Source organism: Enterobacter cloacae complex sp. 2021EL-01169, from assembly GCF_020733125.1.
In the GTDB taxonomy this organism is placed as follows: Bacteria; Pseudomonadota; Gammaproteobacteria; order Enterobacterales; family Enterobacteriaceae; genus Enterobacter; species Enterobacter roggenkampii.
This window is the reverse complement of the sequence record NZ_JAJFTC010000002.1, coordinates 131,130-152,970: the sequence shown is the minus strand read 5'-3', so window position 1 is coordinate 152,970 and position 21,841 is coordinate 131,130. Positions and strand designations below refer to the sequence as shown.

Sequence of the window (21,841 nt, the reverse complement as noted above, 5' to 3'; positions counted from 1 at the left end):
ATCATTTCCCTTTAGTGAGGCTATCGGTGTTCATGGCAGTCGGTCCAGCAGGGACCGCCCGTCCTGCCAGCATCAGCTGTGCCTGCTGCTGGACGGCATCCGGCAGGGCGGAGAAGGTTAACTCCTTACAGGGGATCGACCCGACATAACGCACCACGTCGCGCATACTCTTCACGTTCAGCGCGCACTGATAAAACTGCTGCTGACGCACCAGGTAGAGGTTATGCAGCAGGGCGTCGCTTTGGGCGCTAAACCCGCCGTTGCCAAGGTCGCTCCAGCCGTTCACGTTCAGCGGCACGCCGCCGATAAACGGCGAGTGACGCTCGTCGGTTAACTGGCCGAGCCAGGTGTAGCTTGCGGTGGTTTGCACGTCCCGGCGCAGCAGTTTGCCAGGCACCATAAACAGCGTTCTGCTGCCCGATCCTTGCGTGATTTCACTGCTGGCTCCTCGTGAGACATCCAGCGATTCGTTAACCGTCAACGTTGTCTGCTGATAGCCCGGCACCGCGAAGAGGGCGCGGCTATTGCCTGGAATATCGGCACTGCCGCCGTTATCCAGCGACACGGCGACGCGCGGATCCTGAGCATCTTCCGGCGTGGTCACGTTCACCGCGACGGCGGAAGCAGGGCGACCGTCGCTCCAGCGGCCCAGCCACAGGCCAGAGCGGGACAGCGCAAACGTCGAGCTGTAGTTGCCGCTGCTGCTCAGCCTATGGCGACGATCCTGACGATCCCAGGCGTCGCTGACGGTCAGACTCCCGTTGCCATATCGTCCGCCCTGGCGCGTATAGGCTGAGGTATTCAGCGAGTCGCTGTTAATGCCCGACGCGCTGAGGCCGTACTCATTTTCGCCGCGGGCATCGGCATACCAGTTATGCGCCACGTTGTAGCTCAGCTGGTTTTTTTCACGTTGCTGATGCTGCCATGTCGCGCCCAGAGAGGTGTAGCTTGACGCATCGCCCTGGCGGTTATGCGCCATGGACAGGCTCACGCTCAGGTAGCCGCCTTTATCCCTGCCTTCGCGGGCGTCATCGTTACGCATAAACAGGTTAATGCTGCTGTTAATGTTCAGGCCATGGGTGCTGAAGGCATTGCTCAGGCCAGCCTGCCAGGCCCGCGTGCGCGAGCGGGTCATATAGACCGATTCCCACGGCAAACCCGCATCGTGGCGATCGTCACTGTCCGGCAGCTCCCGGCGTGAAACGTACCGGCCTTCGTTGCGGTTATCCGAATACCCCAGGCTCGCATACCAGGCGCCGACCGGGACGGAGAACATCACCGAGAGGGTGCGATAACAGCCGTTCACGGCGTCAAATCCCGCGCTTTGGGTGTTGCAGTTTTCAGCGGATAACGCGTTGCGATAGACGCTCAAAGAAAAACCGTCGTTGTAGCTGATTTGCTGAATATTGCCGCGCTGGCCTTCGCTGCCGTAGAGGTAGCTAAACCGGGTACTCAGCACGCCATCGATCGGGCCCGCGTTGAAGCCCCGGCTCCAGTCGAGCGCGTTCTCCAGGAAACGCTGGTTTTTCTTGAACGTTGCGCCGCTGGTCAGCGCCAGCGTCGGGGTGACGGGCAGACGAACGCCCGCCTGCGCAACCGCGCTGCGTTCTTCGTTCCGATCGCTATTGTCGGTTTCGCCCGCCTGCAGGAACCACTCGACGCGGTCGAATGGCGTAATGCCGGTTCGGGTAAACGGCACCTGCTCGGTGCGCGTCAGCCGGTTATTTTCATAGATGGAGAGCGTCACGGTGTAGCTTCCGTCCGGGAACGATCGCGTGTCCAGGGTTTGCGCCCCGGCATTCAGATAGAAGCTCGCCAGCAGCTGATTGCCCCGGCGGGCGTCGATACGCGCGTCATGGGAAAGCAGCACGGTAACAGGGGTTCCCTTCGACTGCTGAACCGGGTTCATCCACGCCCGTGTTGAACCCGTGCGCAGGCCGCGAATTTTGCCCAGCGGCAGCTGGCTGAGGGTGATATTCCCGCCGGCATTGCTGAACAGATCGCGGGTATCCATCTCGCCTGCCTGGACGTAGTACTGACGCAGGATATCCTGGCGGAACCAGGCGTTGTTGACGGTGACCTCCTGCTGCTGCTGGTGCCGTGAACGCTGCCCCAGCCAGGTCCAGTCGAGATTCACATATCCGTCCTGGGTGAGCGCCAGCGCGCCGTTGCCCTGCACGGTAGCCGACTGATAATCCCTGTCGGCAACGAAGTTAATGTTTTGTTGATGGATCAGCGCATTTTCGGTGCCGTGCGTGGGCTGATACCATGCGTTCTCTGCCGTCTGCTTAGGCAGAAATTTCTTGTCCAGGAACAGGTTAATGCGGGCGTTATTCTCGTCATAAATAATGGCCGCGCGATCGGTATCGATGTAATCGCAGCCCGCTGCGGAGCCGTTGCTGCTGCAGGCCAGGTTGCCGTTACGGGCAAGCGGAACGGCCAGCGCGGCAGAGACGGTGGCAACGAGGGATGGGGCGTCATTAAACCGGCGTTTGATGGCCGCTACCACGGTCTCAGGCGCGACAAAGCTCACCGTTTCAAGCGTGATATCCGTTTCAAAAAGGCCCAGCGATTCGCCGTAGAGGTTCACCTCTGTCCACAGGCGCTGCGTCTTTGCCAGATCTTCAAAACCTGGTGGGACGGCCAGCCCGGCGCAGGCGAGTTGGATGGAAGCGGGTAACAAAGCAACAAAGAGGAGAGTATTTCTATGAAACGCCATGAACGAGCCTCGACATCATCCTGACGTCAGAGGGTGGGCACCCTCTGACGTTATTCCTTAGGTGCTGTGGTGTTACGCACCGCCTTCCGTGGTCGTCGCCTGCGTCAGCATCAGGCTGACAACGCCGCTGTACTGACCGGTTTTCAGAATGCCTTTGGTGGTCTGGGAAATGGTCAGCGGCAGTACCGCAGAACCGTTTTCAATGCTCCCCGGGAACAGTTCGGTACCGGTGTATTCAACATCTGCGGTAGAGAGGGTTTTGTCGCCCAGCTTCACCGTCATAGGGATGGTTTCAGCACCGTCGGCATTCGCCAGCTTCGCGGCGCTCACCAGACGGACTTTCACGTTGCTGGTGGCGGAGTTAGACCACACCTTGGTATTCAGACGGTAGCTTTCCAGACCGCGGCCAGGCAGGTACTGCATATCGATGCTTGCCGGCAGCGGCGTGTTATCGGCCTGAGTCATATCCAGCTGTGAATCAACGCTGGCGTTGACGGTAATATCTTTTTGAATCGCCAGAGCGCTAACGGACGTGGTCATCGCGGCAACAATCATCAGAGGTTTAAAGTACTTACGCATTGATATCTCCATATTTACAAATGAGCACCCTGGCTCTTTAAACAAACCCTGTGGGGTTTTTACGGTGGCGTCGTGTTATTGCACGACGGGTAAATCAGCTTCTTCAGCGCTTTTATTCAGCCAGTTGAAGTAGCGGAATTTATATTTCTGGCCTTGTACCTTCGTGAGCGTTTTTAATTTCCGTTCGGTGTCCGGATAAATCGTCGCGTCTTCTTTAATCCATCTACACGATGAATCCGCATCACAAACACCGATCTCCCTGAGCGGCACGCGCAACGTGCCGTTGTTTTTTAACGTTCCCCTGAGAGGGTCAATCGTCAGTGAAACCACGCTTTTTTCCGGTGCGAGATGGATCAGGGCGCCCCAGATCACATTGACGCCCAGTCTTGCCGTCGCCGCAGGGCTTTCTGCCTTGCCCGGAATAATGCTGTCAGGCTGCTTTACGCCTTCAAAATAGACGCGCCAGGTCGTCTCTTTTTCCGGTGGTGCAAGCGATACCAGGCGAACCACGCGCATTGCGCCTGCCGCAAGGGCGAATTTTTCCGGTGTGACAACAACGCCACCTTCTTTCCACGAGGCCACATCAATCTCTTTTTCCTGGGGCGTGCCGGGATTAAGAATTTTCTTTTGCCTCACCCGAATGAACTGAATATCATCCGTTTTTGACGCCACCTTAATTTGCGCCGCACCGGACTTATCCACGTTAAGTTCCATGGGATACACGCTCATATTGGCCAGTGCCATTTCTGAGAAAAATGGCAATGACAGCGCGGCGATATAAAAGGCAGTTGTCTTATTCACACTATTTTTTTGTTTCACTTTCTGTCCGCCTGCGTTGAGTTCATTCCCGGCGCATTCACAACGGGACACCCTCTGCTAACGTATTGCTTCAGGGCAGGGAAACTTTAACCAGAACAGCGGTTTGTGAAAATTTGTATTAATTAACTCGTTATATACAGTTTTTTATCCTGCTTTCCTGGCTTTAAGGTTGTATAGTTAAGCGAAAATACCGCGACCCGGGATGGGGAGAAAACTCCTTCTGATGAAAAAACAATCAGTTCAGGAGGCGATTTTCTTGTCGTTGTATCAGGGATTAAAAAGCATGCGGTAACAGCCGAGAATAAAAGATGTTTTTTATATGCAATAATTCGTTGTTATTCGATCCTGAAGCACATGCAATAAGTATTGTTGGGCAACCCGAGTCTGTATTAACGCTTTCGGCTCCGGCCGTTCGTCTTTTACAGGAGTTTATTCGTCATAAAGGGCGCGACCTGAGCCGGGAGGAGTTGATCACTCGCGTGTGGGAGGAGTTCGGCTTTACGCCGTCGGGAAATAACCTCAATAAGGCGGTAAGTGAATTACGCAAAAGCTTCCACGCTCTGGGCGACAGCCACGACTATATCGTGACCGTGCCCCGGTTTGGATTCCGCTTTGACGCCGACGTTATTTTTAAGCCCGCAGAGAGCGTTACGCCCGAAGTATCTCAGCCGTCCGTTGAGCAGCCGTCAGGATATAAGCGTTTATCCAAAAAGTGGTGGCTGGTTTTAGCGGTATTAACGACGTCAGTCGTGGGGTTTAGCCTGTTTTTTAGCCGACAGCTTGAGATAACCGTACCCGCAACACTCAAACCCGTTAAGGAAAAAATAGCTGGCTGTCGGCTCTGGGTGATCAACGATCATGGCCGACCGCTGGTGTTATCAAAATTGGCCGAGCTGCTGAAAAAAAATAACGTCGCGTGCGAGCGCGAGGAGTACAACATTTATTATTTCAGCGCCCGCTTTTCGCTTGCCGCCGCCGATGAGGTTTTCATCGGCGCCTGCCCGGTGAGTGAAGCCAGCCTGTGTAAAACTATTCGCTATAAAAGCGGGGCGGAAGAATGAAAAACAGACTTCTGTTCGGACTGGGTGGCGCAGTCGTTGGCGGGGCGTTTGCGCTCTTTATCTACACCGGCGGAGCCTATAAGCGCGATGCGCTGGCCTGCAGCACCGAGTTTAATTTTACGCGCAATCAAGGAAAGGCAAATGAAGTGAAGGTCAATGCCGTTGCCCTGTTCTATTTTCATCGTAACGGCACCGGCCTGACCACCTACAAAGGCGCTGCAAAGGCTGAAGGTAAGAGCCTGATCGTTGACAGGGACGTGGATTTTACGTGGGAGCGACGGGACGATGATAAGGTAATTGTCCTGAGCTACACCAAGACCTGGCGTCGACACAATGACAACACCCCTGATGCCCAGTGGGGAAGCTTTGCCAGCCCGACCGCACGCTACTATCTCACGATCTCTGAACTCTCGCCTTCCGTATGGCTGATTCAGGACCGGCGTTACCCCACCTATATTTGCCGGGGTGATTAAGGCATAAAAAAAGGAGAATGCCGGGGGCATTCTCCTTTCTCCTTTTTACTGCTTACGTTCTTCTTAGTCGCGGCTGGCAAAGCCCAGGATGCTCAGCAGGCTGACGAAGATGTTGTACAGCGACACATACAGGCTCACGGTGGCGCGGATATAGTTCGTCTCACCGCCGCGAATGATGTTGCTGGTTTCAAACAGGATCGCGCCGGAAGAGATCAGAATAAATACGGCGCTGATCGCCAGGTGCAGGGCAGGCAGCTGCAGGAAGATGTTGGCCACCATACCCACCAGCACCACCACAACACCCGCCATCAGCATGCCGCCGAGGAAGGACATGTCCTTACGCGTGGTCAGCACGTAGGCCGAGCAGCAGAAGAACACCAGCGCGGTGCCGCCCAGCGCCATACCAATCACGTCACCCATGCCGGCGGACAGATACGCGTTGAGGATTGGCCCCAGGATGTAGCCCAGGAAGCCGGTGAAGGCAAACGCGGACAGAATACCGACCGGTTTGTCAGCGGTTTTGTAGGTCAGGAACATCAGGCCATACATGCCCACCAGGGTCAGGATCAGTCCCGGAGACGGCAGCATCAGCACGGTGCTGGCGGTGGCGGTGATCGCCGAAAACGCCAGCGTCAGGCTGAGCATGAAATAGGTGTTGCGCAGCACCTTGTGGGTGCTGAGTAGCGATGTGCGGTCGCGTGAGGAAGTAATTATACGATCCATGAGTCACTCTCTTATGACAGATGTAATTAACGGAAAGAATAGGAAACGGCGCGTCACTCTCAAAGCGGTTTTACCCATCTTTACTCAGCAGGTTAGCGCGGGACCTGGTTGTTTCTTCTGCATAAATACGTTTCACCAGTATGAACAGCGGTTTGACGCGATTAATCAGATCAACCTCTTATAGGTTACTGAAAATTATTGCGTTATTACCATAAGGCCGCTAAGAGTTATTTCCGGATCGTCACAAAAACAGACAATAAGGCGAAGGACATGAAACCACAAACACGCACGCGCTTTACGCTCTCTTTACTTACCGCCGGGATCCTGTGCGCCAGCACGGCGACCTGGGCGGCTAACGTGCCGGCAGGAACCGCGCTGGCCGATAAACAGGAACTGGTCAGGAATAATGGCAGTGAACCGGCTTCGCTCGACCCGCATAAAGTCGAAAGCGACATCGAATTCAATATTATCAGTGATTTATTCGAAGGTCTGGTGAGCGTTTCCCCGTCGGGTGACGTCCAGCCCCGGCTGGCGGAAAAATGGGAGAACAAGGACAACACCGTCTGGACGTTCCATCTGCGTCCGGGCATCACCTGGAGCGACGGCACGGCGATTACCGCAGAGGATGTGGTCTGGAGCTGGCAGCGCCTGATTGACCCGAAAACGGCGTCACCATACGCGAGCTATCCGGGCAACATGCATATCGCCAACGCGGCCGATATCGCTCAGGGGAAAAAATCCCCCGACACGCTGGGCGTGAAAGCCATTAACGACACCACGCTGGAAGTGACGCTCACCCAGCCAAACGCGGCGTTCCTCGCCATGCTGGCGCACCCGTCGCTTGTGCCGGTGGATAAAGTGCTGATTGGCCGCTTTGGCGAAAAGTGGACCAAGCCTGAGCATTTCGTCAGCAGCGGGGCGTATAAACTGTCGCAGTGGGTGGTCAACGAACGCATTGTGGCGGAGCGTAACCCGCGCTACTGGGATAACGCGCACACCGTGATTAACAAGGTGACCTACCTGCCCATCACGTCCGAGGCCTCGGATGTGAACCGCTATAAAGCGGGCGAAATCGATATTGTCTACACGGTGCCGATTAACCAGTTTGCCCAGCTCAAGAAAACCCTGGGCAGCCAGCTGGACGTGTCTCCGCAGCTGGCGACCTATTACTACGAATTCAATACGACCCGACCGCCGTTCAACGACGCCCGCGTGCGCAAGGCGCTAAACATGGCGCTCGACAAAGACATCATTGCCGGGAAAGTCTTAGGGCAGGGGCAGCGCCCGGCGTGGCTCATCAGCCAGCTGGACATCGGCGGCGTCAAGCTCCAGAACCCGGATTACGCCAGCTGGCCGCTGGACAAGCGCATCGCCGAGGCGAAAAAACTGCTGAACGAGGCCGGATATAACGAAAGCCATCCTCTGAGCTTCAACCTGCTCTATAACACTTCTGAATCGCACCAGCGCATCGCGATTGCCGCCAGCTCCATGTGGAAGAAAAACCTCGGCGTGGACGCGAAGCTGCAAAATCAGGAGTGGAAAACCATGCTGGATACCATGCACACCCACAACTTTGACGCGGTGCGTTACGCCTGGATTGCCGACTACGACGACGCGGCGACGTTCCTGAACAACTTCCGCACCGGCGACAGCGAAAACACCAGCCAGTACAGCAATCCGGAATACGACCAGGCGCTGGTGAATGCCGCAAAAGCCAAAACAACGGAAGAGCGGGGTAAGTTCTACCAGCAGGCGGAAGATCTGCTGGGACGCGATGTGCCCGCCATTCCGGTGTATCACTACGTCCGTACGCACCTGGTGAAACCGTGGGTGGGCGGATTTACGCCGGACAAGCTGGGGTACTATTACACGAAAGACATGTACATCAAGAAACACTAGGCCTGTGCTGATAAAATCGTCGATGTGTTGTCAGTTCAACCGATTAAACACGTTTTGACTATTTTTACAGCGAACGATTGCTGGCACTCTTTACAGCACGCGGTGAGGTGTTTATAGTTCGCCTCACTCAGGAAGTGTGGCCGAGCGGTTGAAGGCACCGGTCTTGAAAACCGGCGACCCGAAAGGGTTCCAGAGTTCGAATCTCTGCGCTTCCGCCAGATATAAACCCCAGGTTACTCGTTGACCTGGGGTTTTTCTTTTGGATTAGCCGATCCGCCTCACATTTTTAAGACCCGGTTATTTCCCTGTAAAACCCCGGCGTTATCATTCACCCCGTAAATACCTTTTCATCGCTTACCGAGGCTTTGATGCTGGAGAATGTTTTCATCAGATAATCAGCTTCCCGCCCTTTTCAGGACGGACTGGTTATCGCTGCGCTTAAACCTTACGCACGCACCTGCGGGTGTGGGCTCGTTTTTACGCATGATGATTACACAGGTTTTCCAGTATGAATTTATCCCGTCAGGAACAACGTACCTTACACGTTCTCGCCAAAGGTGGACGTATTGTGCACGTCCGCGACAGTTCTGGCCGCGTCACGTCCGTTGAGTGCTATACCCGTGAAGGGCTGGTGCTGAGCGACTGCACGCTGAACGTCTTCAAAAAACTCCGCGCCAAAAAGCTGATCCGCTCCGTGAACGGGCAGCCTTACCGCATCAATACCACCGGGCTGAACAACGTTCGCGCCCAGCTGGATAATCGCTAAGCGGAATAAACAACGCCACCCTCGGGTGGCGTTCATGCATTGAGCGGGATATTGTGGCGTAGGCCGGGTAAGCGCAGCGCCACCCGGCAAGAAACGCGGCGTTATGAGCGAATAAAGGCCAGTATGTCCGCGTTGATAGTATCCGCATGGGTAGTATGCATCCCGTGCGGGAAGCCCGGATAAATTTTCAGCACGCTGTTCGCCAGCAGCTTGTCCTGAAGAAGGGCGGCATTTTTATACGGCACAACCTGATCGTCATCGCCCTGCAGCACCAGAACGGGAACGGTGATGGTTTTCAAATCTTCCGTCTGGTCGGTCTCTGAAAACGCCTTAATCCCCTCGTAGTGGGCTTTGGCGCTTCCGATCATCCCCTGACGCCACCAGTTCTGGATCGTACCCTGCGAAACGTCGGCACCATCGCGATTAAAACCGTAGAAAGGACCGCTGGCAACGTCGAGATAAAACTGGGCGCGGTTAGCTGCCAGCGCTTTGCGGAAGCCGTCGAAGACCTCGATCGGCGTTCCGCCGGGATTCGTCTCCGTTTTGACCATCAGAGGCGGGACGGCGCTGACGAGCACCGCTTTGGCGACGCGCCCCTGCGGCTGGCCGTACTTCGCAACATAGCGGGCGACCTGGCCGCCGCCGGTGGAGTGACCGACGTGCACGGCATTGTGCAGATCCAGGCTTTCAACCACGGCTGACGCATCGGCCGCATAATGATCCATATCGTGGCCTTCACTCACCTGGTCCGATCGTCCATGTCCGCGGCGATCGATAGCGATAACGCGATAGCCTTCTGCCAGGAAGAAGAGCATCTGGTTATCCCAGTCATCGGCACTCAACGGCCAGCCGTGGTGGAAGACAATAGGCTGAGCCTCTTTCGGACCCCAGTCTTTGTAGTAAATGTTGACGCCGTCTTTCGTGGTTACGAATGCCATACCGCAGACTCCTCTGTTAAGAACAACACGACCCCTAAAGTGTAGGAGAAATCCTAAAAGCGGTTGGTTTAATTCCGGTGAAGGATATTCATTTTGCGTCTGGGCTCTGGCGCGATGCGCCAGAGCCTTCAGGACAGGATTAACAGCAGGGGCGTTTAGCGGTTTTCTTCAATATAGCGGGCCAGGTCCGCCGGGGTTTTCAGCACCGTCGCCACGTCTGTCGGCGGGATCATGCAGCCGTAAACGTCCTGCACTTCCAGAACCATATCGACCGCCAGGATGGAGTCGAGAATGTCGGATTCAATCAGCTCATCGTGAAAGCCCACCTTACGGGATAACACTTTTTCGAACAGGGCGAGAATTTCTTGTTCCATAATTTTTCCTGGAGTCATTAATTTGTGCGGGCGTAAGCGTCCAGCAGCTTGCGGTCAATTTTGCCGTTAGGATTCAGCGGCAAAGCGTCTTTTACGATAATTTGTGACGGCACCATGTAGTGGGGGACTACCTTCGAGAGCGAGGTTTTGATGGTATCCGGCGCCAGCTCCGTCACGCAGAACGCGGCAATGCGCAGCACGCTGCCGCAGGGTTTCATCAGTGGCATCACCACCGCTTCGTTAATCCCGGACATCGCCAGCAGGCGGTTTTCAATTTCGTTAATTTCAATACGGTAGCCATTCAGTTTGACCTGGCTGTCGTTGCGTCCCTGGCAGTAGATAAGCCCCGCTTCATAGCCCAGATCGCCGGTCCGGTAGCCGCGAAACGCTTCATTTTCCCGACGGAGTAATTTTTCTGCGTTCTCCTGCGGCAGGCCGAGGTAGCCGCGCATGACGTTTTTACCCCAGATAATCAGCTCGCCCTCGGCGGAAATTTCCATTCTGCTCTCAGGCATCATGACCCCCACCGGCAGCACGGCGCTGTCGCTGTTCATGATCGCATCCGTGATCTCGACCACGGTGGTCGCGATGGTCGCTTCCGTTGGGCCATAGGAGTTGATGATTTTGGCCTGCGGGAAGCGGCGGCGAAGCTGTTTAACTAGCGCTTTATTCAACACTTCACCAATGAAGATAAAGACGTTGAGTTCAGGTAAATACTCGCTGTTGAACTGCGGGGAAAGCAGCTGCTGGTAAGCAAAAGAGGGGGTGGAAACCCAGGCGGAGACGGCGTTGCTTTTCAGTCGTTCCAGCCAGTTCGCTTTCTGAATATCGTCTTTGGCGTTCAGCACGATGTGTCCACCCATCGCCAGATTCGCCAGCAAAGGGATCAGGGAGAGGTCAAAACTGAACACAGCGTGGTTCATCAGGACCGGTTTTTCCGGCAGCGAAAAGTCCTGGCTGACCCATTTCATGAAGTGCCACACGCTTTCACGCCCAATCTGCACCCCTTTAGGCTTGCCGGTGCTGCCGGAGGTAAACATGATGTAGGCCAGATCCTGCTCCTCCAGCACCTTGCCCGATTCACCCGTGGCGATGAACTGCCGGGTCGCGACGTCGTAATAGTAAGGGGCGCTGGCCAGATGGCAGATCTCCCGCAGGCGCTCCTGCGGGTAAATGCAGTCCACCGGAATGTACGGAATGTTGTGCAGCAGGCAGCTATAAATCGCCACGGCGAACTCGGCCTGCTGGTGTCCGTACAAGACGACCGGCGTACCGGCAACAGGCTGGCTACGCTGATAGCGCTGCGCCCAGTCCGTCACGGCAGCGGAAAGCTGTAGCCAGCTTAAGGCTTCGTCGCTGCCGCTGATGGCCAGCTGCTGCGGGGAGGCGGGATCGCATAATGCCGCACGCAAGAAATCCTGCATTTCCTGAAGATCGGAGAGATTTTTCATAGAGGTGACATTCCACTAAAGATGTAAAGGGCGCCCGCGGCGCTTCCCAGCGTCAGAATGCGCCCTAAAAACGCAACAGCCGGATACTGCAACCCGCGGTGTAACGCCGGGCTGCGTTTGGCTGACCACAGCAGCATGTTGTGCGCGACAGAAATGGCGCCAAACAGCGCGCCGCTGATGACGTAATGGCGTTCCAGGCCATTCCATGCCCCCATGCAAAACAGGGTGCAGAAAATACCGATATTTTGCGCCAGCGTTTTGTTCTGACGGAAAAAGTTAAACTTCATCAGGTTCATATAAACGGGCATAAAGACCACATCGCGCAGCCATTCAGACAGGCTGATGTGGAAGCGGCGCCAGAAGTCCTGCGGGTTCTTTGCCAGAAGCGGCATATTGAAGTTTGCCGGGATGTTGAGCCCAAACAGGCGGCCCGCACCGATGGCCATATTGCTGTAGCCCGCAAAATCAAAGTAGAGGTAGGCGCTGTAGGCTATCGACATCACCACGCCCACGGTCAGCGTAAACGGCTTATGGCTCCAGGGCTGCACGACAAGCGAATCAACCAGCATGGCAAACAGGAACTTCTGGATAATGCCGGTAATGATTTGCTCCAGCGCCACTAAAAACTGTTCGCGGTTAAGGGCAAAGACGGGCTTGCTGACGTCGCTCATCCATGTCCGCCAGCGGTACATTGGGCCTGCCAGAATAATAAAGGGCATAAACAGATAGCAGAAATAGTGCAGGAAATTCTGCCCTTCTTTTTTACTGCGATAGAGCAGCACGTCCACCGCGCGGAATGTCATAAAAGAGAGGCCGATCATGCCGAGATGATGATTAAGGTGCAATTTCACCAAAAATAAAGGAAGCAGCGTTAACACAATCGCCTGCCAGGTTTTTAACCATCCTTTTTCTTTTAACGCGGCGACTAGATAAAAACTGATAAAAACGACCGCAGGAACACGGTAATCACCCTGAAAAATATAGCCCCAGCCTAATGCGGCTATGACGGATAATGCCGATAAATACGTCAGGCGATGGCGTAATAGGCGATTGACCAGCGCAAACGCCAGGGCGGATGAAAACAAACAGACAAAAAACATTCCTGAGCTATACATCATTCGGCCTCAGAACTTTTGATATTCAAAATGCAGCTGCATACTCATACTGTCATCGACAGAGGTCCACGCGACGATGGTGATCGCCAGCAGGAGATAAAGGAAAAAAAGACGGATCGCGATTTTCATTATTTAAAGCTCTGTGCAATAAAGCGAATCATAGGAACCCAGGCCAGTTCGGAAGGGTGCAAACGATCCCAGTTCCAGCCATTCTGATAAGGCATGGCGTACATATCTAAATACGGGATCTGGTTCTTTTCCAGAATGGTTTTAATTTGCTTATCCACCGGGCGGAAGGTATCGGTGTTGTAAAGCGCCCAGGGGTTAACCGGGTCGACGATAGCAATCACCTGCACGTGGTGTTCTTTAAGCAGCTGGACGGTTTTACTGAAGGCGGCGATTTGCGCAGGCACGACCGGCGTGTCATCCCACTGCTGCCGCGTACCGTCCTCCTCGTAAATCGTTTTGTCCATCCACAGGGTGGCCGCGCTCTGCTGGCGTTTTTTATTTAACTCGCGGGCATTCGCCAGCTCTTTATCCCAGTCAGGGGCAATGTGGGTGGTCGGCTGTGGCGGCCACGGTTGTTCCGTCCGGGGCGTGACGTGAAGCAGCGCCAGCCAGTCGTTTTTTATCAGGGTGCAGACGTTGGCAAACTGGAAACTCACCTCGTCCCATATCAGATCGGGGTGCCAGCCAAAGACACGCATTTGGCCAAAGGTTAAATGGCTTATTTCTTTACTCTCAATATGTTTTAAATAATTAACCAATATTGGGCGTGCCTGCGGATCTTTCATCAAAGGATTAAAAACAGAACCCGGGAAATTATCGGCATAGATAGCGGGAGGCAGGCCTTTTGAGTAAAAGCTGTCAGGTGCCAGCAGCAAAACAACTTTACTGTTTGCGTTAAGGCTATTTTTAAAACGTGAGAACAGTAAAAACTGCGTTTCGTCATCGACAAACGCATCGCCATACGCCACGACGGGTTTGTGCAATTGCTTATTAAAGTAATTATAGACAGCGTAATGTTCATCTTCTGACGTCGCCACCTCAGACGCACCAATGAAGAATATCGCATTCCCTTCTAAGGCATGAGAAATAGTGGCAATTTTTTCCGCCTGTTCTTTAGGCGTGCCCGCCATTGATTTAATCAGCGGCTGGAAGGTAAGCGGCGGATCGAAGCTCGCCACCAGCGGGTGAAGACAAAGAAACAAAATGGCCAGAAACGCCATCAGAAAATGTAAGCAAAGCGTATTTTTGATTTTCATCATCAACCAGTAACACTGCATGGCAGTAATGTCTTAAATCTGCGGAAATTCAGATTTATAACAATTACACAACAAATGGCCGTCTATTTTTGTGGCATTCTATACCAGAGCGATTTAAAACGATGAGCGTTGCTGTGTTACGGTATGTACAAGGTCGCGGAGAGTGATGTGAAGTCAGCGTTTGGGTGACTTTTTGCGCAGTCAAACGCCCGTGGGGAAAAATCGAAAAATTCCTGCTTTACAAGGCGCTAATAGATGTTTATAGTGCGCCTCACTTTGGAAGCGTGGCCGAGCGGTTGAAGGCACCGGTCTTGAAAACCGGCGACCCGAAAGGGTTCTAGAGTTCGAATCTCTACGCTTCCGCCAAATTCGAAAACCCTGCGATAGCAATATCGCAGGGTTTTTTCGTTTTACAGCCCAATCACCAGCTCCCCGGAATAGCTTCGCGAACAGCACAGCGCCACCTGCTGGTCCATCGCGCCTTTTTCCTCCTCCGACTGCACGCTATCCCGGTGATCCACCACACCGTCAATCACCGGCGTCAGGCAGGCGCCGCAGATCCCCATCTCACAGGAAAGCGGGACCGCCACGCCATTTTCCTGCAGCACCTGGGCGATGGTTTTATCCGCAGGCACCGGCCAGCGCTCCCCGGTGGAGGCCAGTTTGACCGTGAAGATCTCCCCGGCTTCACCGCCTGCGGCGGGCGCAACGGGCTGAAACGCCTCGCTGTGAAGATGGGCGTCATCCCATCCCTTTGCCGTGGCGACCTCACGCACTTTTTCCATAAAACCTGCCGGACCACAGACCCAGGCGTGAAGGCCCGATTCGGCCACCGGGAGATGTGCCGCCAGCGCTGTGCGCGGGCTGGCGGTATGAATGAGGCACTCACCGAGCCGGGAGAGTTCGCGCGTAAACGCCGCGCTTTCACGGTTTCTGACGTAATAATGCAGCGTAAACGGCGTTCCGGTCGCCTTCAGCTGCAGGGCCATCGCATACAGCGGCGTAATGCCAATCCCCGCCGCCAGCAGCAAAACCCGCTCTGCCTGCTGCAGCGGAAACAGGTTGCGCGGAGCCGATATCATCAGCTTCTGCCCGGGACGCAGCGTCTCGTGAACGTAGCGCGACCCGCCGCGTGAGGCGGTTTCACGCCCCACGCAAATAAGATAGCTCTCGTCCCCACATGCTCCGGTCAGGGAATACGGGCGCACCACGCCGCAGGGCAGGTGGACATCAACGTGCGCCCCGGGCTGCCACGCCGGCAGCGCGTCGCCGTTATCAGCCACCAGCCTGACGGCGAGGCTTTTGTCGCCCTCGCGCCACAGCCCGTCAACAATTACGCTCAGCATATTGGCCTCCGTCATACCAGGAAAAACTCGCCAAAGCCCATTTTCTTCAGCCCCCGACGATAGGCAATCGAGCTTTTATCCGCGGGGATATGCGCTTCCAGCGTCAGGTCCAGCGGCAGGCTTTCCGGGCGCTGGGTTTCGACCATCAGGCGATCCTCTTCAAAAATCCGCAGGTTGAAGGCATGTACATCCTCCACCGGAATATGCAGGTCAAAATTGCGGGCAATAGGGGCGAACATGCGGGTCACGCGCGATGACACCGGCGACGCGGCGTTCATGATCACCAGCCGCGATTCACCCGGAAAATGAATCGTCAGGGTGGCGGTGAACGGCAGGTGCATTTCAAAATGGCGCAGCCACTGGAACCCTTCCGGAGCCTGCACGGGGGAACTGGCGGGATAGTTGCTCACGGCGCTCCAGTAATCCGCCACGAAGCCGAACGGCGTCTCCTGTGGCTGATAGGCAGGCACAAGCTGATTATTGGGGTCGGCAAAGGTTTCGGTGTGGATCCACGCAAAGTGCGCCACGTCCAGAAAACCCTCAACCTGACGTCCGGCGAAGCCGTTCACCTCAAACGCCGGGCAGTTAATCTGCTGAAATCCGTCGTCATCCCAGTGCGGCATGGTGGGCAGCGGCGCGGGGTTTTCCGGATCATAGGCCAGGCAGGCCCAGATCAGCCCGAACCGCTCTTCGACCGCGTAGTTAATCAGGTTCAGCTTCGCCGGAACGGGCTGGTCGGGGCTGGACGGAATGCGGTTGCAGCGCCCGTCCTCGCCAAAGCGTAAGCCATGATAGGGGCAGATAATCCCGTGCTCGTCGTGAAAGCCGAGCGTCAGCGGCACGCCGCGGTGCGGGCACACGTCGCGGGCAACCACGACCTGGTCGTTAATCCGGTAAATCACCAGCTGCTCATCCAGCAGCGTCGCTTTGACCGGCGCCGGACCGACGTCGCAGGCGCGCGCGACCGGATGCCAGCATTTCGCCAGACGCAGCCAGTCCTCTGGCTCAAACGTACAGTGGGCGGGTGGGGTCGGTTCTCTTTTCATCGTTGTCCCTCTTGCGTTCAGCCTAACGGGCCGCCCTGAATGGTCTCGCACAGACCGTTGATGATGCGCTCTCCGGTCTCCTCTTTGAGCTCCTGATACCAGGCCTGCGTCAACGCCATATCTTTGCCGTGGGTGACGTCGCAGCGCTTGCGCGCCTTCAGCACCAGGTCGCGTACGCGGTCGCAGCGCAGCGCCTCGTACTGCCGCAGCGCCAGCGTGATGTTGTGGTTTTCACGCAGGCATTCCTCCAGCACCACGGCATCTTCCATCGCCGCGCAGCCGCCCTGGCCGATATCCGGCGTGGTGCTGTGCCCGGCATCGCCCAGCAGCGCGACGTTGCCGCGCACCAGGCTGTCGAACGGCTCAATGTCGTGGATTTCAATCCGATTGGTCGTTTCAGGATCCAGCGCCGCGATAAGCTTTTGCACCGGCGGCGCCCAGCCGCGGAAGTAGCCCGTGAGATCGGCGCGCAGGGTGGTGCGATCCTCCGCCAGGCCTGCGGGCAGCGGCACGTCAAAAAAGAAATAGAAGCGTCCGCCGGAGACGGGCATCAGCGACACGCGTTTGCCTTCGCCAACGAAGGTGGTCCACTGGTGCGCCGGGGCGATCTCTTCGTCAATCTTCACCAGCCCGTTCCAGTTCACATAGCCCGCGTAGCGGCGCTCCGGGGTGTATCCCAGCACGTACGGGCGAACCGCCGAGTGGCTGCCGTCGGCGGCAATCAGGAAATCCCCGGCAGCTGTGCTGCCATCGGTGAAGGTGACGCTCACGCCTGCGTCGTCTTCATGAACGCCTTCGACGCGCTTGCCGAACTGCACCTTGTCGCGCCCCCAGAAGTCCAGCATTTCGCGCTGAAGCTCAGCGCGCGAGACGGGGCAGGGGCGCCCGCCGGTACGCTCAACCAGCGGGGCAAGGCTAAAGCGGGTCAGGGTATCGCCGCGACGGTAATCCTTGTAGGCCATAAAACGCATCGGTCCGCCCCAGGTCTCGATGATGTCGCCCATGCCGAGGTGCTGCATGCATTTCACGCCGTTCGGCCAGATGGAGATGGCCGCCCCGACGGGCCTGATCTCCTTTACGGCTTCAAACACGGTACAGTCGATGCCCGCTTTCTTCAGCGCGACGGCGGCGCTCAGGCCGCCAATACCCGCGCCAATAACGATTGCTTTCATGCTTCTCTCCTTTTGCAGGGTGTAAAGACAGTCAGCAATTTGCGTACCAGGCTGCAGCATGGCGAAAACAGCGTTGTAAGGGAGACGTTTGCACTGCTAAGGTGCGTAAACGCGGTGAGTGTGCCTTTTTATGAATCAAAAATTTCCTGGTCGACCTTGTGGAATCGACTGTTTCACGCCTGTGCTCAGGGTGGCGTGGTTTGTGCAATAGCCTGGAGAAGGACAATAAAGGAGACACTATGATCGCACTGCACGACTTCAATCATCTTCCCCATGAACAGGCGTTAGCGCTGATTCACCCCTGCGTGGCGCTTCCCCGCTGGGCCGATGCGCTGGTTCACGGGCGGCCTTACGCCAGCCGGGACGAATTGTTCAGTACGGCGAAATCGCTGATGCAAAACTGGGACGAAGCGGCGCTGGCGCAAGCCCTGAGCGCCCATCCGCGCATCGGGGAAAAGCCAGCGGGCTCAGCGGCGGAGGCGGCGCTGTCGCGCCAGGAGCAGGGGGCGGTGAATGACCGCGATGCTGCACTTGCCCGGGCGCTGCGTGAAGGCAACGCCCGCTACGAAGCCCGCTTTGGACGCGTCTTTCTGATCCGCGCGAAGGGCCGCAGCGGCGAGGAGATATTGCAGGCCCTGCACGCGCGGCTGGAGAACAGCGACGCGCAGGAAATCCGTGCCGCGCTGGAACAGCTGCGGGAAATTACGCTGCTGCGTCTGGAAGGAGTCATTCACGAATGAGCACACTCAGCACCCATATTCTCGATATTTCGACAGGCAAGCCCGCGGAGGGCGTGACGGTTCATCTGCAACAGGACGGGAAGACGCTGGCCACGGGCGTGACCAACGCCCAGGGGCGCATCGCCGCGTTTGTCCCCTCTTTGCCCGCGGGCCGCTATCGGCTGGTGGCGGAGATCGGGGCGTGGTTTGGCGATACCGGCCGGAAGACGATCTATCCCTGCGCGCACATTGAGTTTGTCACGGGAGAAACGGCAGACGAACACTTCCATCTGCCGTTTGTGATTGCCCCCGGCGGATGGTCAACCTACCGGGGCTGTTGACCACACCCGCTCGCCGTTGACCCAGGTCTCGCTGATGTTGCGCTCGTCGCCGAGGGTTATCAGCACGAAAAGCTGCTCGTAGATATCCTGACAGCGCCGATTGCGCAGGCGCTGCAGCGGCGTGACGTTGGGGTCGATAACCACGAAATCCGCCTCTTTGCCTGCCGCGAAGTTACCAATCTTGTCGTCCAGCCGGAGGGCGTGCGCGCCGCCCAGCGTGGCGTGATAAAACGCCTCGCTGGCGCGCAGGCGATAGCTCTGAAGCTGCCCGACCTTGTAGGCCTCTCCCAGGGTGCGCAGCATGCTGAAGGTGGTGCCCGCGCCGACGTCGGTGCCGATGCCCATCCGCACCTTGTGCTGCCAGCAGGCGGGCAGGCGAAACAGCCCGCTGCCGAGAAACAGGTTTGAGGTGGGGCAAAACGCCACCGCCGAGCCGGTGTCATGCAGGCACTGCCACTCGCTGTGGTGCAGATGGATCGCGTGGGCAAACACGCTGCGCTCGCCGGTCAGGCCGTAGTGGTGATACACGTCCAGATAGCGCTCATGCTCCGGCCAGAGATCGCTCACCCAGGCCACTTCGTTGGGGTTTTCGCTCAGGTGGGTCTGCAGCCAGGTGTCCGGGAACTCCTCTCTGAGCAGGCTGACCGCCGCAAGCAGCTCGGGTGATGAGGTCGGGGCAAAGCGCGGCGTTATCGCATAGCCCAGCCGCCCACGGTGATGCCAGCGCTGGATCAGCGCCCGCGTCTGCCGGTAGCTCTGCTTTGCGTCTTCGCTCAGGTAGTCCGGCGCGTGCCTGTCCATCATCACCTTTCCGGCGATAAGGCGCATGTTCAGGCGCAGGGCCTCGGTAAACAGCGCTTCGACCGATTCCGGATGCAGCGTGCAAAACACCAGCGCGGTGGTGGTGCCGTTGCTCACAAGCTGCTGAATGAAAAATTCGGCGATCTCTTTCGCGTAGGCCTCATCGGCAAACTGGCTCTCCACCGGGAAGGTGTAGGTGGTCAGCCACTCCAGCAGCTGTTCGCCAAAGGCGCCGATCATCTCCGTTTGCGGGTAATGGACGTGGGTGTCGACAAAGCCGGGCAGCAGCAGCCTGCCGCGCAGGTCGGTGTAGCCCTTGTGGGGGTCAAGATACTGCTCGCCCTCCTGCCACGGCATGTGCGCCAGAATTTTTCCGTTCTGGATAAACAGCAGCCCGTCCTCAAGGTAGCGCGCGTGCTGGCTGATGGCGTCTGCGCTGTCGCAGACCCGGGCAATATCAAAAAATGCACCGCGTATCGCAGTCTGGTATTCCATCATGGTTCCTGCCTTCGTGTGTGCGTAGCGGGGTGAAAGCTCAGCAAGAACGGTGCCAGAATGAACGGGCCGCAGATACGCTGCGGCCAGAGGGGAGGGGTTACTCTTTTTGCGTCGCCACGCGGGAGCCAAACGACGTCGCGCCCGCCGTCTCGCGATCTTCCCGCGCCAGCCAGCGGTAGGTGACGCCGCCGAGGAAGACGCCAATAAACCAGCTGAAGTTTGCCACCTCATGCAGGGCCGGGATAAAGCTAATGACCAGGCCCACGGCAACGGACGGGATCAGCGCGCCAATGGCTTTCGGGTTAAAGCCGTTGCGGTACCAGTATTTGCCCTTTGGCGTGTCGTCGAACAGATCGTCAACCGACACCTTGCCGCGCTTAATCAGGTAGAAATCGGCAATCAGAATGCCGAACAGCGGGCCGATAAACGCCCCGAGCACGTCGAGGGTGTAGTGGATAAGCTCCGGCGAGTTGAACAGGTTCCACGGGGTGAGCAGGATCGAGCCGACGGCGGCAATCATGCCCCCGGTGCGGAAGCTGATTTTCTGCGGCGAGCAGTTAGAGAAATCAAACGCCGGGGAGACGAAGTTCGCGACGATGTTGATCCCGATGGTGGCAGTGATCATCGTCAGCAGGCCTATCGCCACGGCCAGATCGTTACCCACGCGGCTGACGGTTTCGATCGGATCGGTGATCATGCGGCCAAACAGCGACTGGGTGCCGGAGACAATCACCACGGTGACGATGGAGAACAGCAGGAAGTTAAACGGCAGCCCCCAGCGGTTGCCGCGGCGGATCTCGCCCATGCTTTTGCCGTAGCGGGAGAAGTCGCCAAAGTTGAGCAGCGGGCCGGAGAAGTAGGAGACCACCAGCGCGGTCGCGGTGATCATCTGCCAGGTCTGCTCGCCCGCGCTCAGGGATTTGCTGGCGAGGGTAAAGGAGATCCCGTCAAAACCGGTCTTGTATACAATCCAGCCGGCGAGGGCCAGCATTACCACATAGACCGCCGGACCGGCGATATCAATAAAGCGCTTGATGGCGCTCATGCCGTGCCAGAAGACCATCGCCTGCAGGACCCACATAATGGCAAAGCAGATCCAACCCAGATGCGACAGGCCCAGGAATGCGCCGGTAGTGAGTGAAGAGAGCGATGGCCAGAACTTCAGCGCCACCAGCATCAGGGCGTTGGCCGCGAGATAGGTCTGAATCCCGTACCACGCGAAGGCAATCAGCCCGCGGATCACCGCCGGGATATTGGCCCCGAACACGCCGAACGCCTGACGGCTGATCACCGCATAGGGCACGCCCGCCATCTGGCTCGGTTTGGCCACCAGGTTGGCGCACAGCTGCACGATGCAAATCCCCACCAGCAGGCAGAGCAGCACCTGCCAGCTTGCCAGCCCGAGCGTAAAGAAGCTCGCGGCGACCACATAACCCCCCATGCTGTGAACGTCCGACATCCAGAACGAAAAGATGTTGTACCAGCTCCAGTTCTGGTCACGCGTCGGTGCCAGATCCTCATTGCAAAGACGTGGGCTGTAAACCGCACCGGAATCAGCGGCCGTACCTTGCTGTGCGTTTTGACTGTTTGGCATGAAACCTGCTCCTGTGAATGAAAACCCGTTGAGTGGGAGTGCAAACGGTGTTGCAGGATCCAGGCCAAAACAATAAATCTTGTATGCAATATTTTATTTTTATGTATACGATTCGATAACGGAAAGTAAATTCGGAGTGGTG

The 21,841-nt window shown here is 56.8% G+C and carries 20 protein-coding genes and 2 tRNA genes; 8 read left to right on the top strand and 14 right to left on the bottom strand.

Translation table 11 applies throughout. From position 1 onward, the window contains the following. Nucleotide 1: 1 nt before the first annotated feature. From LLF79_RS07110 to LLF79_RS07100, 3 genes are all read right to left on the bottom strand, one after another. Nucleotides 2–2,719: a TcfC E-set like domain-containing protein gene (locus LLF79_RS07110; protein WP_023327047.1), complete on the bottom strand. Its 2,718-nt coding sequence runs from the start codon at nt 2,717–2,719 to the stop codon at nt 2–4. A gap of 72 nt (nt 2,720–2,791) precedes the next feature. After that, entirely contained in the window at nt 2,792–3,298 is a 507-nt protein-coding gene (locus LLF79_RS07105) for a CS1 type fimbrial major subunit (RefSeq protein ID WP_021240847.1), read from the bottom strand. 75 nt (nt 3,299–3,373) lie between these two features. Beyond that, nucleotides 3,374–4,117: a hypothetical protein gene (locus tag LLF79_RS07100; RefSeq protein ID WP_023292856.1), complete on the bottom strand. Its 744-nt coding sequence runs from the start codon at nt 4,115–4,117 to the stop codon at nt 3,374–3,376. Between the two features lie 308 nt (nt 4,118–4,425). Between LLF79_RS07100 and LLF79_RS07095 the strand changes: the two genes are divergently transcribed. Next, the gene (locus LLF79_RS07095; protein ID WP_008499907.1) at nt 4,426–5,178 is read left to right on the top strand and encodes a winged helix-turn-helix domain-containing protein; all 753 of its coding nucleotides are present in this window, start codon (nt 4,426–4,428) and stop codon (nt 5,176–5,178) included. Next, complete coding sequence (locus LLF79_RS07090) at nt 5,175–5,651, top strand: hypothetical protein (RefSeq protein ID WP_227879311.1); 477 nt, start codon at nt 5,175–5,177, stop codon at nt 5,649–5,651. The genes LLF79_RS07095 and LLF79_RS07090 overlap by 4 nt, the downstream gene beginning before the upstream one ends. 63 nt (nt 5,652–5,714) lie before the next feature. Here the strand turns inward: LLF79_RS07090 and yccA are convergent, their stop codons facing one another. After that, nucleotides 5,715–6,374 carry an FtsH protease modulator YccA gene (gene yccA / locus LLF79_RS07085; protein WP_021240844.1) on the bottom strand — a complete coding sequence of 220 codons (660 nt, stop codon included), beginning with the start codon at nt 6,372–6,374 and terminating at the stop codon, nt 5,715–5,717. Between the two features lie 270 nt (nt 6,375–6,644). On the opposite strand from yccA, the gene LLF79_RS07080 reads away from it, so the two are divergent. The 3 genes from LLF79_RS07080 (at nt 6,645) to LLF79_RS07070 (ending at nt 9,039) form a co-directional block, all read left to right on the top strand. Then, the gene (locus LLF79_RS07080; protein ID WP_227879310.1) at nt 6,645–8,273 is read left to right on the top strand and encodes an ABC transporter substrate-binding protein; all 1,629 of its coding nucleotides are present in this window, start codon (nt 6,645–6,647) and stop codon (nt 8,271–8,273) included. Nucleotides 8,274–8,403: 130 nt separating this feature from the next. Next, nucleotides 8,404–8,491, top strand: a tRNA-Ser gene (locus LLF79_RS07075). Nucleotides 8,492–8,781: 290 nt separating this feature from the next. Then, nucleotides 8,782–9,039 (top strand): YjhX family toxin, encoded by a 258-nt coding sequence (locus LLF79_RS07070; RefSeq protein WP_008499869.1) that lies wholly within the window; start codon nt 8,782–8,784, stop codon nt 9,037–9,039. A gap of 101 nt (nt 9,040–9,140) precedes the next feature. Here the strand turns inward: LLF79_RS07070 and LLF79_RS07065 are convergent, their stop codons facing one another. The 5 genes from LLF79_RS07065 to LLF79_RS07045 form a co-directional block, all read right to left on the bottom strand. Then, nucleotides 9,141–9,977 carry an alpha/beta fold hydrolase gene (locus LLF79_RS07065; protein ID WP_023292852.1) on the bottom strand — a complete coding sequence of 279 codons (837 nt, stop codon included), beginning with the start codon at nt 9,975–9,977 and terminating at the stop codon, nt 9,141–9,143. A 155-nt stretch (nt 9,978–10,132) separates the two neighbouring features. Beyond that, nucleotides 10,133–10,351: an acyl carrier protein gene (locus LLF79_RS07060; protein ID WP_008499867.1), complete on the bottom strand. Its 219-nt coding sequence runs from the start codon at nt 10,349–10,351 to the stop codon at nt 10,133–10,135. A gap of 17 nt (nt 10,352–10,368) precedes the next feature. Continuing rightward, nucleotides 10,369–11,802, bottom strand: coding sequence for an AMP-binding protein (locus LLF79_RS07055; RefSeq protein ID WP_227879309.1), 1,434 nt, complete (start codon nt 11,800–11,802; stop codon nt 10,369–10,371). Further along, nucleotides 11,799–12,917: an MBOAT family O-acyltransferase gene (locus LLF79_RS07050; protein WP_227879534.1), complete on the bottom strand. Its 1,119-nt coding sequence runs from the start codon at nt 12,915–12,917 to the stop codon at nt 11,799–11,801. The genes LLF79_RS07055 and LLF79_RS07050 overlap by 4 nt, the downstream gene beginning before the upstream one ends. A 128-nt stretch (nt 12,918–13,045) precedes the next feature. After that, entirely contained in the window at nt 13,046–14,182 is a 1,137-nt protein-coding gene (locus LLF79_RS07045) for a D-alanyl-lipoteichoic acid biosynthesis protein DltD (protein WP_031274971.1), read from the bottom strand. Between the two features lie 278 nt (nt 14,183–14,460). Here LLF79_RS07045 and LLF79_RS07040 point away from each other — a divergent pair. Further along, nucleotides 14,461–14,548, top strand: a tRNA-Ser gene (locus LLF79_RS07040). A 44-nt stretch (nt 14,549–14,592) separates the two neighbouring features. Here the strand turns inward: LLF79_RS07040 and LLF79_RS07035 are convergent. From LLF79_RS07035 to hpxO, 3 genes are read right to left on the bottom strand one after another with little or no spacing between them, the layout of a single operon-like run. Next, a complete protein-coding gene (locus LLF79_RS07035; protein WP_227879308.1) occupies nt 14,593–15,528 on the bottom strand; it encodes a PDR/VanB family oxidoreductase in 936 nt (311 codons plus the stop codon). An 11-nt stretch (nt 15,529–15,539) separates the two neighbouring features. Next, complete coding sequence (gene hpxD / locus LLF79_RS07030; protein ID WP_063616704.1) at nt 15,540–16,574, bottom strand: molybdenum cofactor-independent xanthine hydroxylase subunit HpxD; 1,035 nt, start codon at nt 16,572–16,574, stop codon at nt 15,540–15,542. Nucleotides 16,575–16,591: 17 nt separating this feature from the next. Continuing rightward, entirely contained in the window at nt 16,592–17,746 is a 1,155-nt protein-coding gene (gene hpxO, locus LLF79_RS07025; protein WP_227879307.1) for an FAD-dependent urate hydroxylase HpxO, read from the bottom strand. A gap of 239 nt (nt 17,747–17,985) precedes the next feature. Here hpxO and uraD point away from each other — a divergent pair, with 239 nt between their 5' ends. Together uraD and uraH are read left to right on the top strand one after the other, a co-directional pair. Continuing rightward, nucleotides 17,986–18,486, top strand: coding sequence for a 2-oxo-4-hydroxy-4-carboxy-5-ureidoimidazoline decarboxylase (gene uraD / locus LLF79_RS07020; protein ID WP_045334737.1), 501 nt, complete (start codon nt 17,986–17,988; stop codon nt 18,484–18,486). Next, nucleotides 18,483–18,806: a hydroxyisourate hydrolase gene (gene uraH, locus LLF79_RS07015; RefSeq protein ID WP_177317285.1), complete on the top strand. Its 324-nt coding sequence runs from the start codon at nt 18,483–18,485 to the stop codon at nt 18,804–18,806. The genes uraD and uraH overlap by 4 nt, the downstream gene beginning before the upstream one ends. On the opposite strand, the gene guaD is transcribed toward uraH, so the two are convergent. Then, nucleotides 18,786–20,102, bottom strand: coding sequence for a guanine deaminase (gene guaD / locus LLF79_RS07010; RefSeq protein ID WP_227879533.1), 1,317 nt, complete (start codon nt 20,100–20,102; stop codon nt 18,786–18,788). The two genes, uraH and guaD, sit on opposite strands and share 21 nt — an antisense overlap. A 100-nt stretch (nt 20,103–20,202) precedes the next feature. Further along, complete coding sequence (locus LLF79_RS07005) at nt 20,203–21,699, bottom strand: NCS1 family nucleobase:cation symporter-1 (RefSeq protein WP_023335187.1); 1,497 nt, start codon at nt 21,697–21,699, stop codon at nt 20,203–20,205. Nucleotides 21,700–21,841 lie beyond the last annotated feature (142 nt).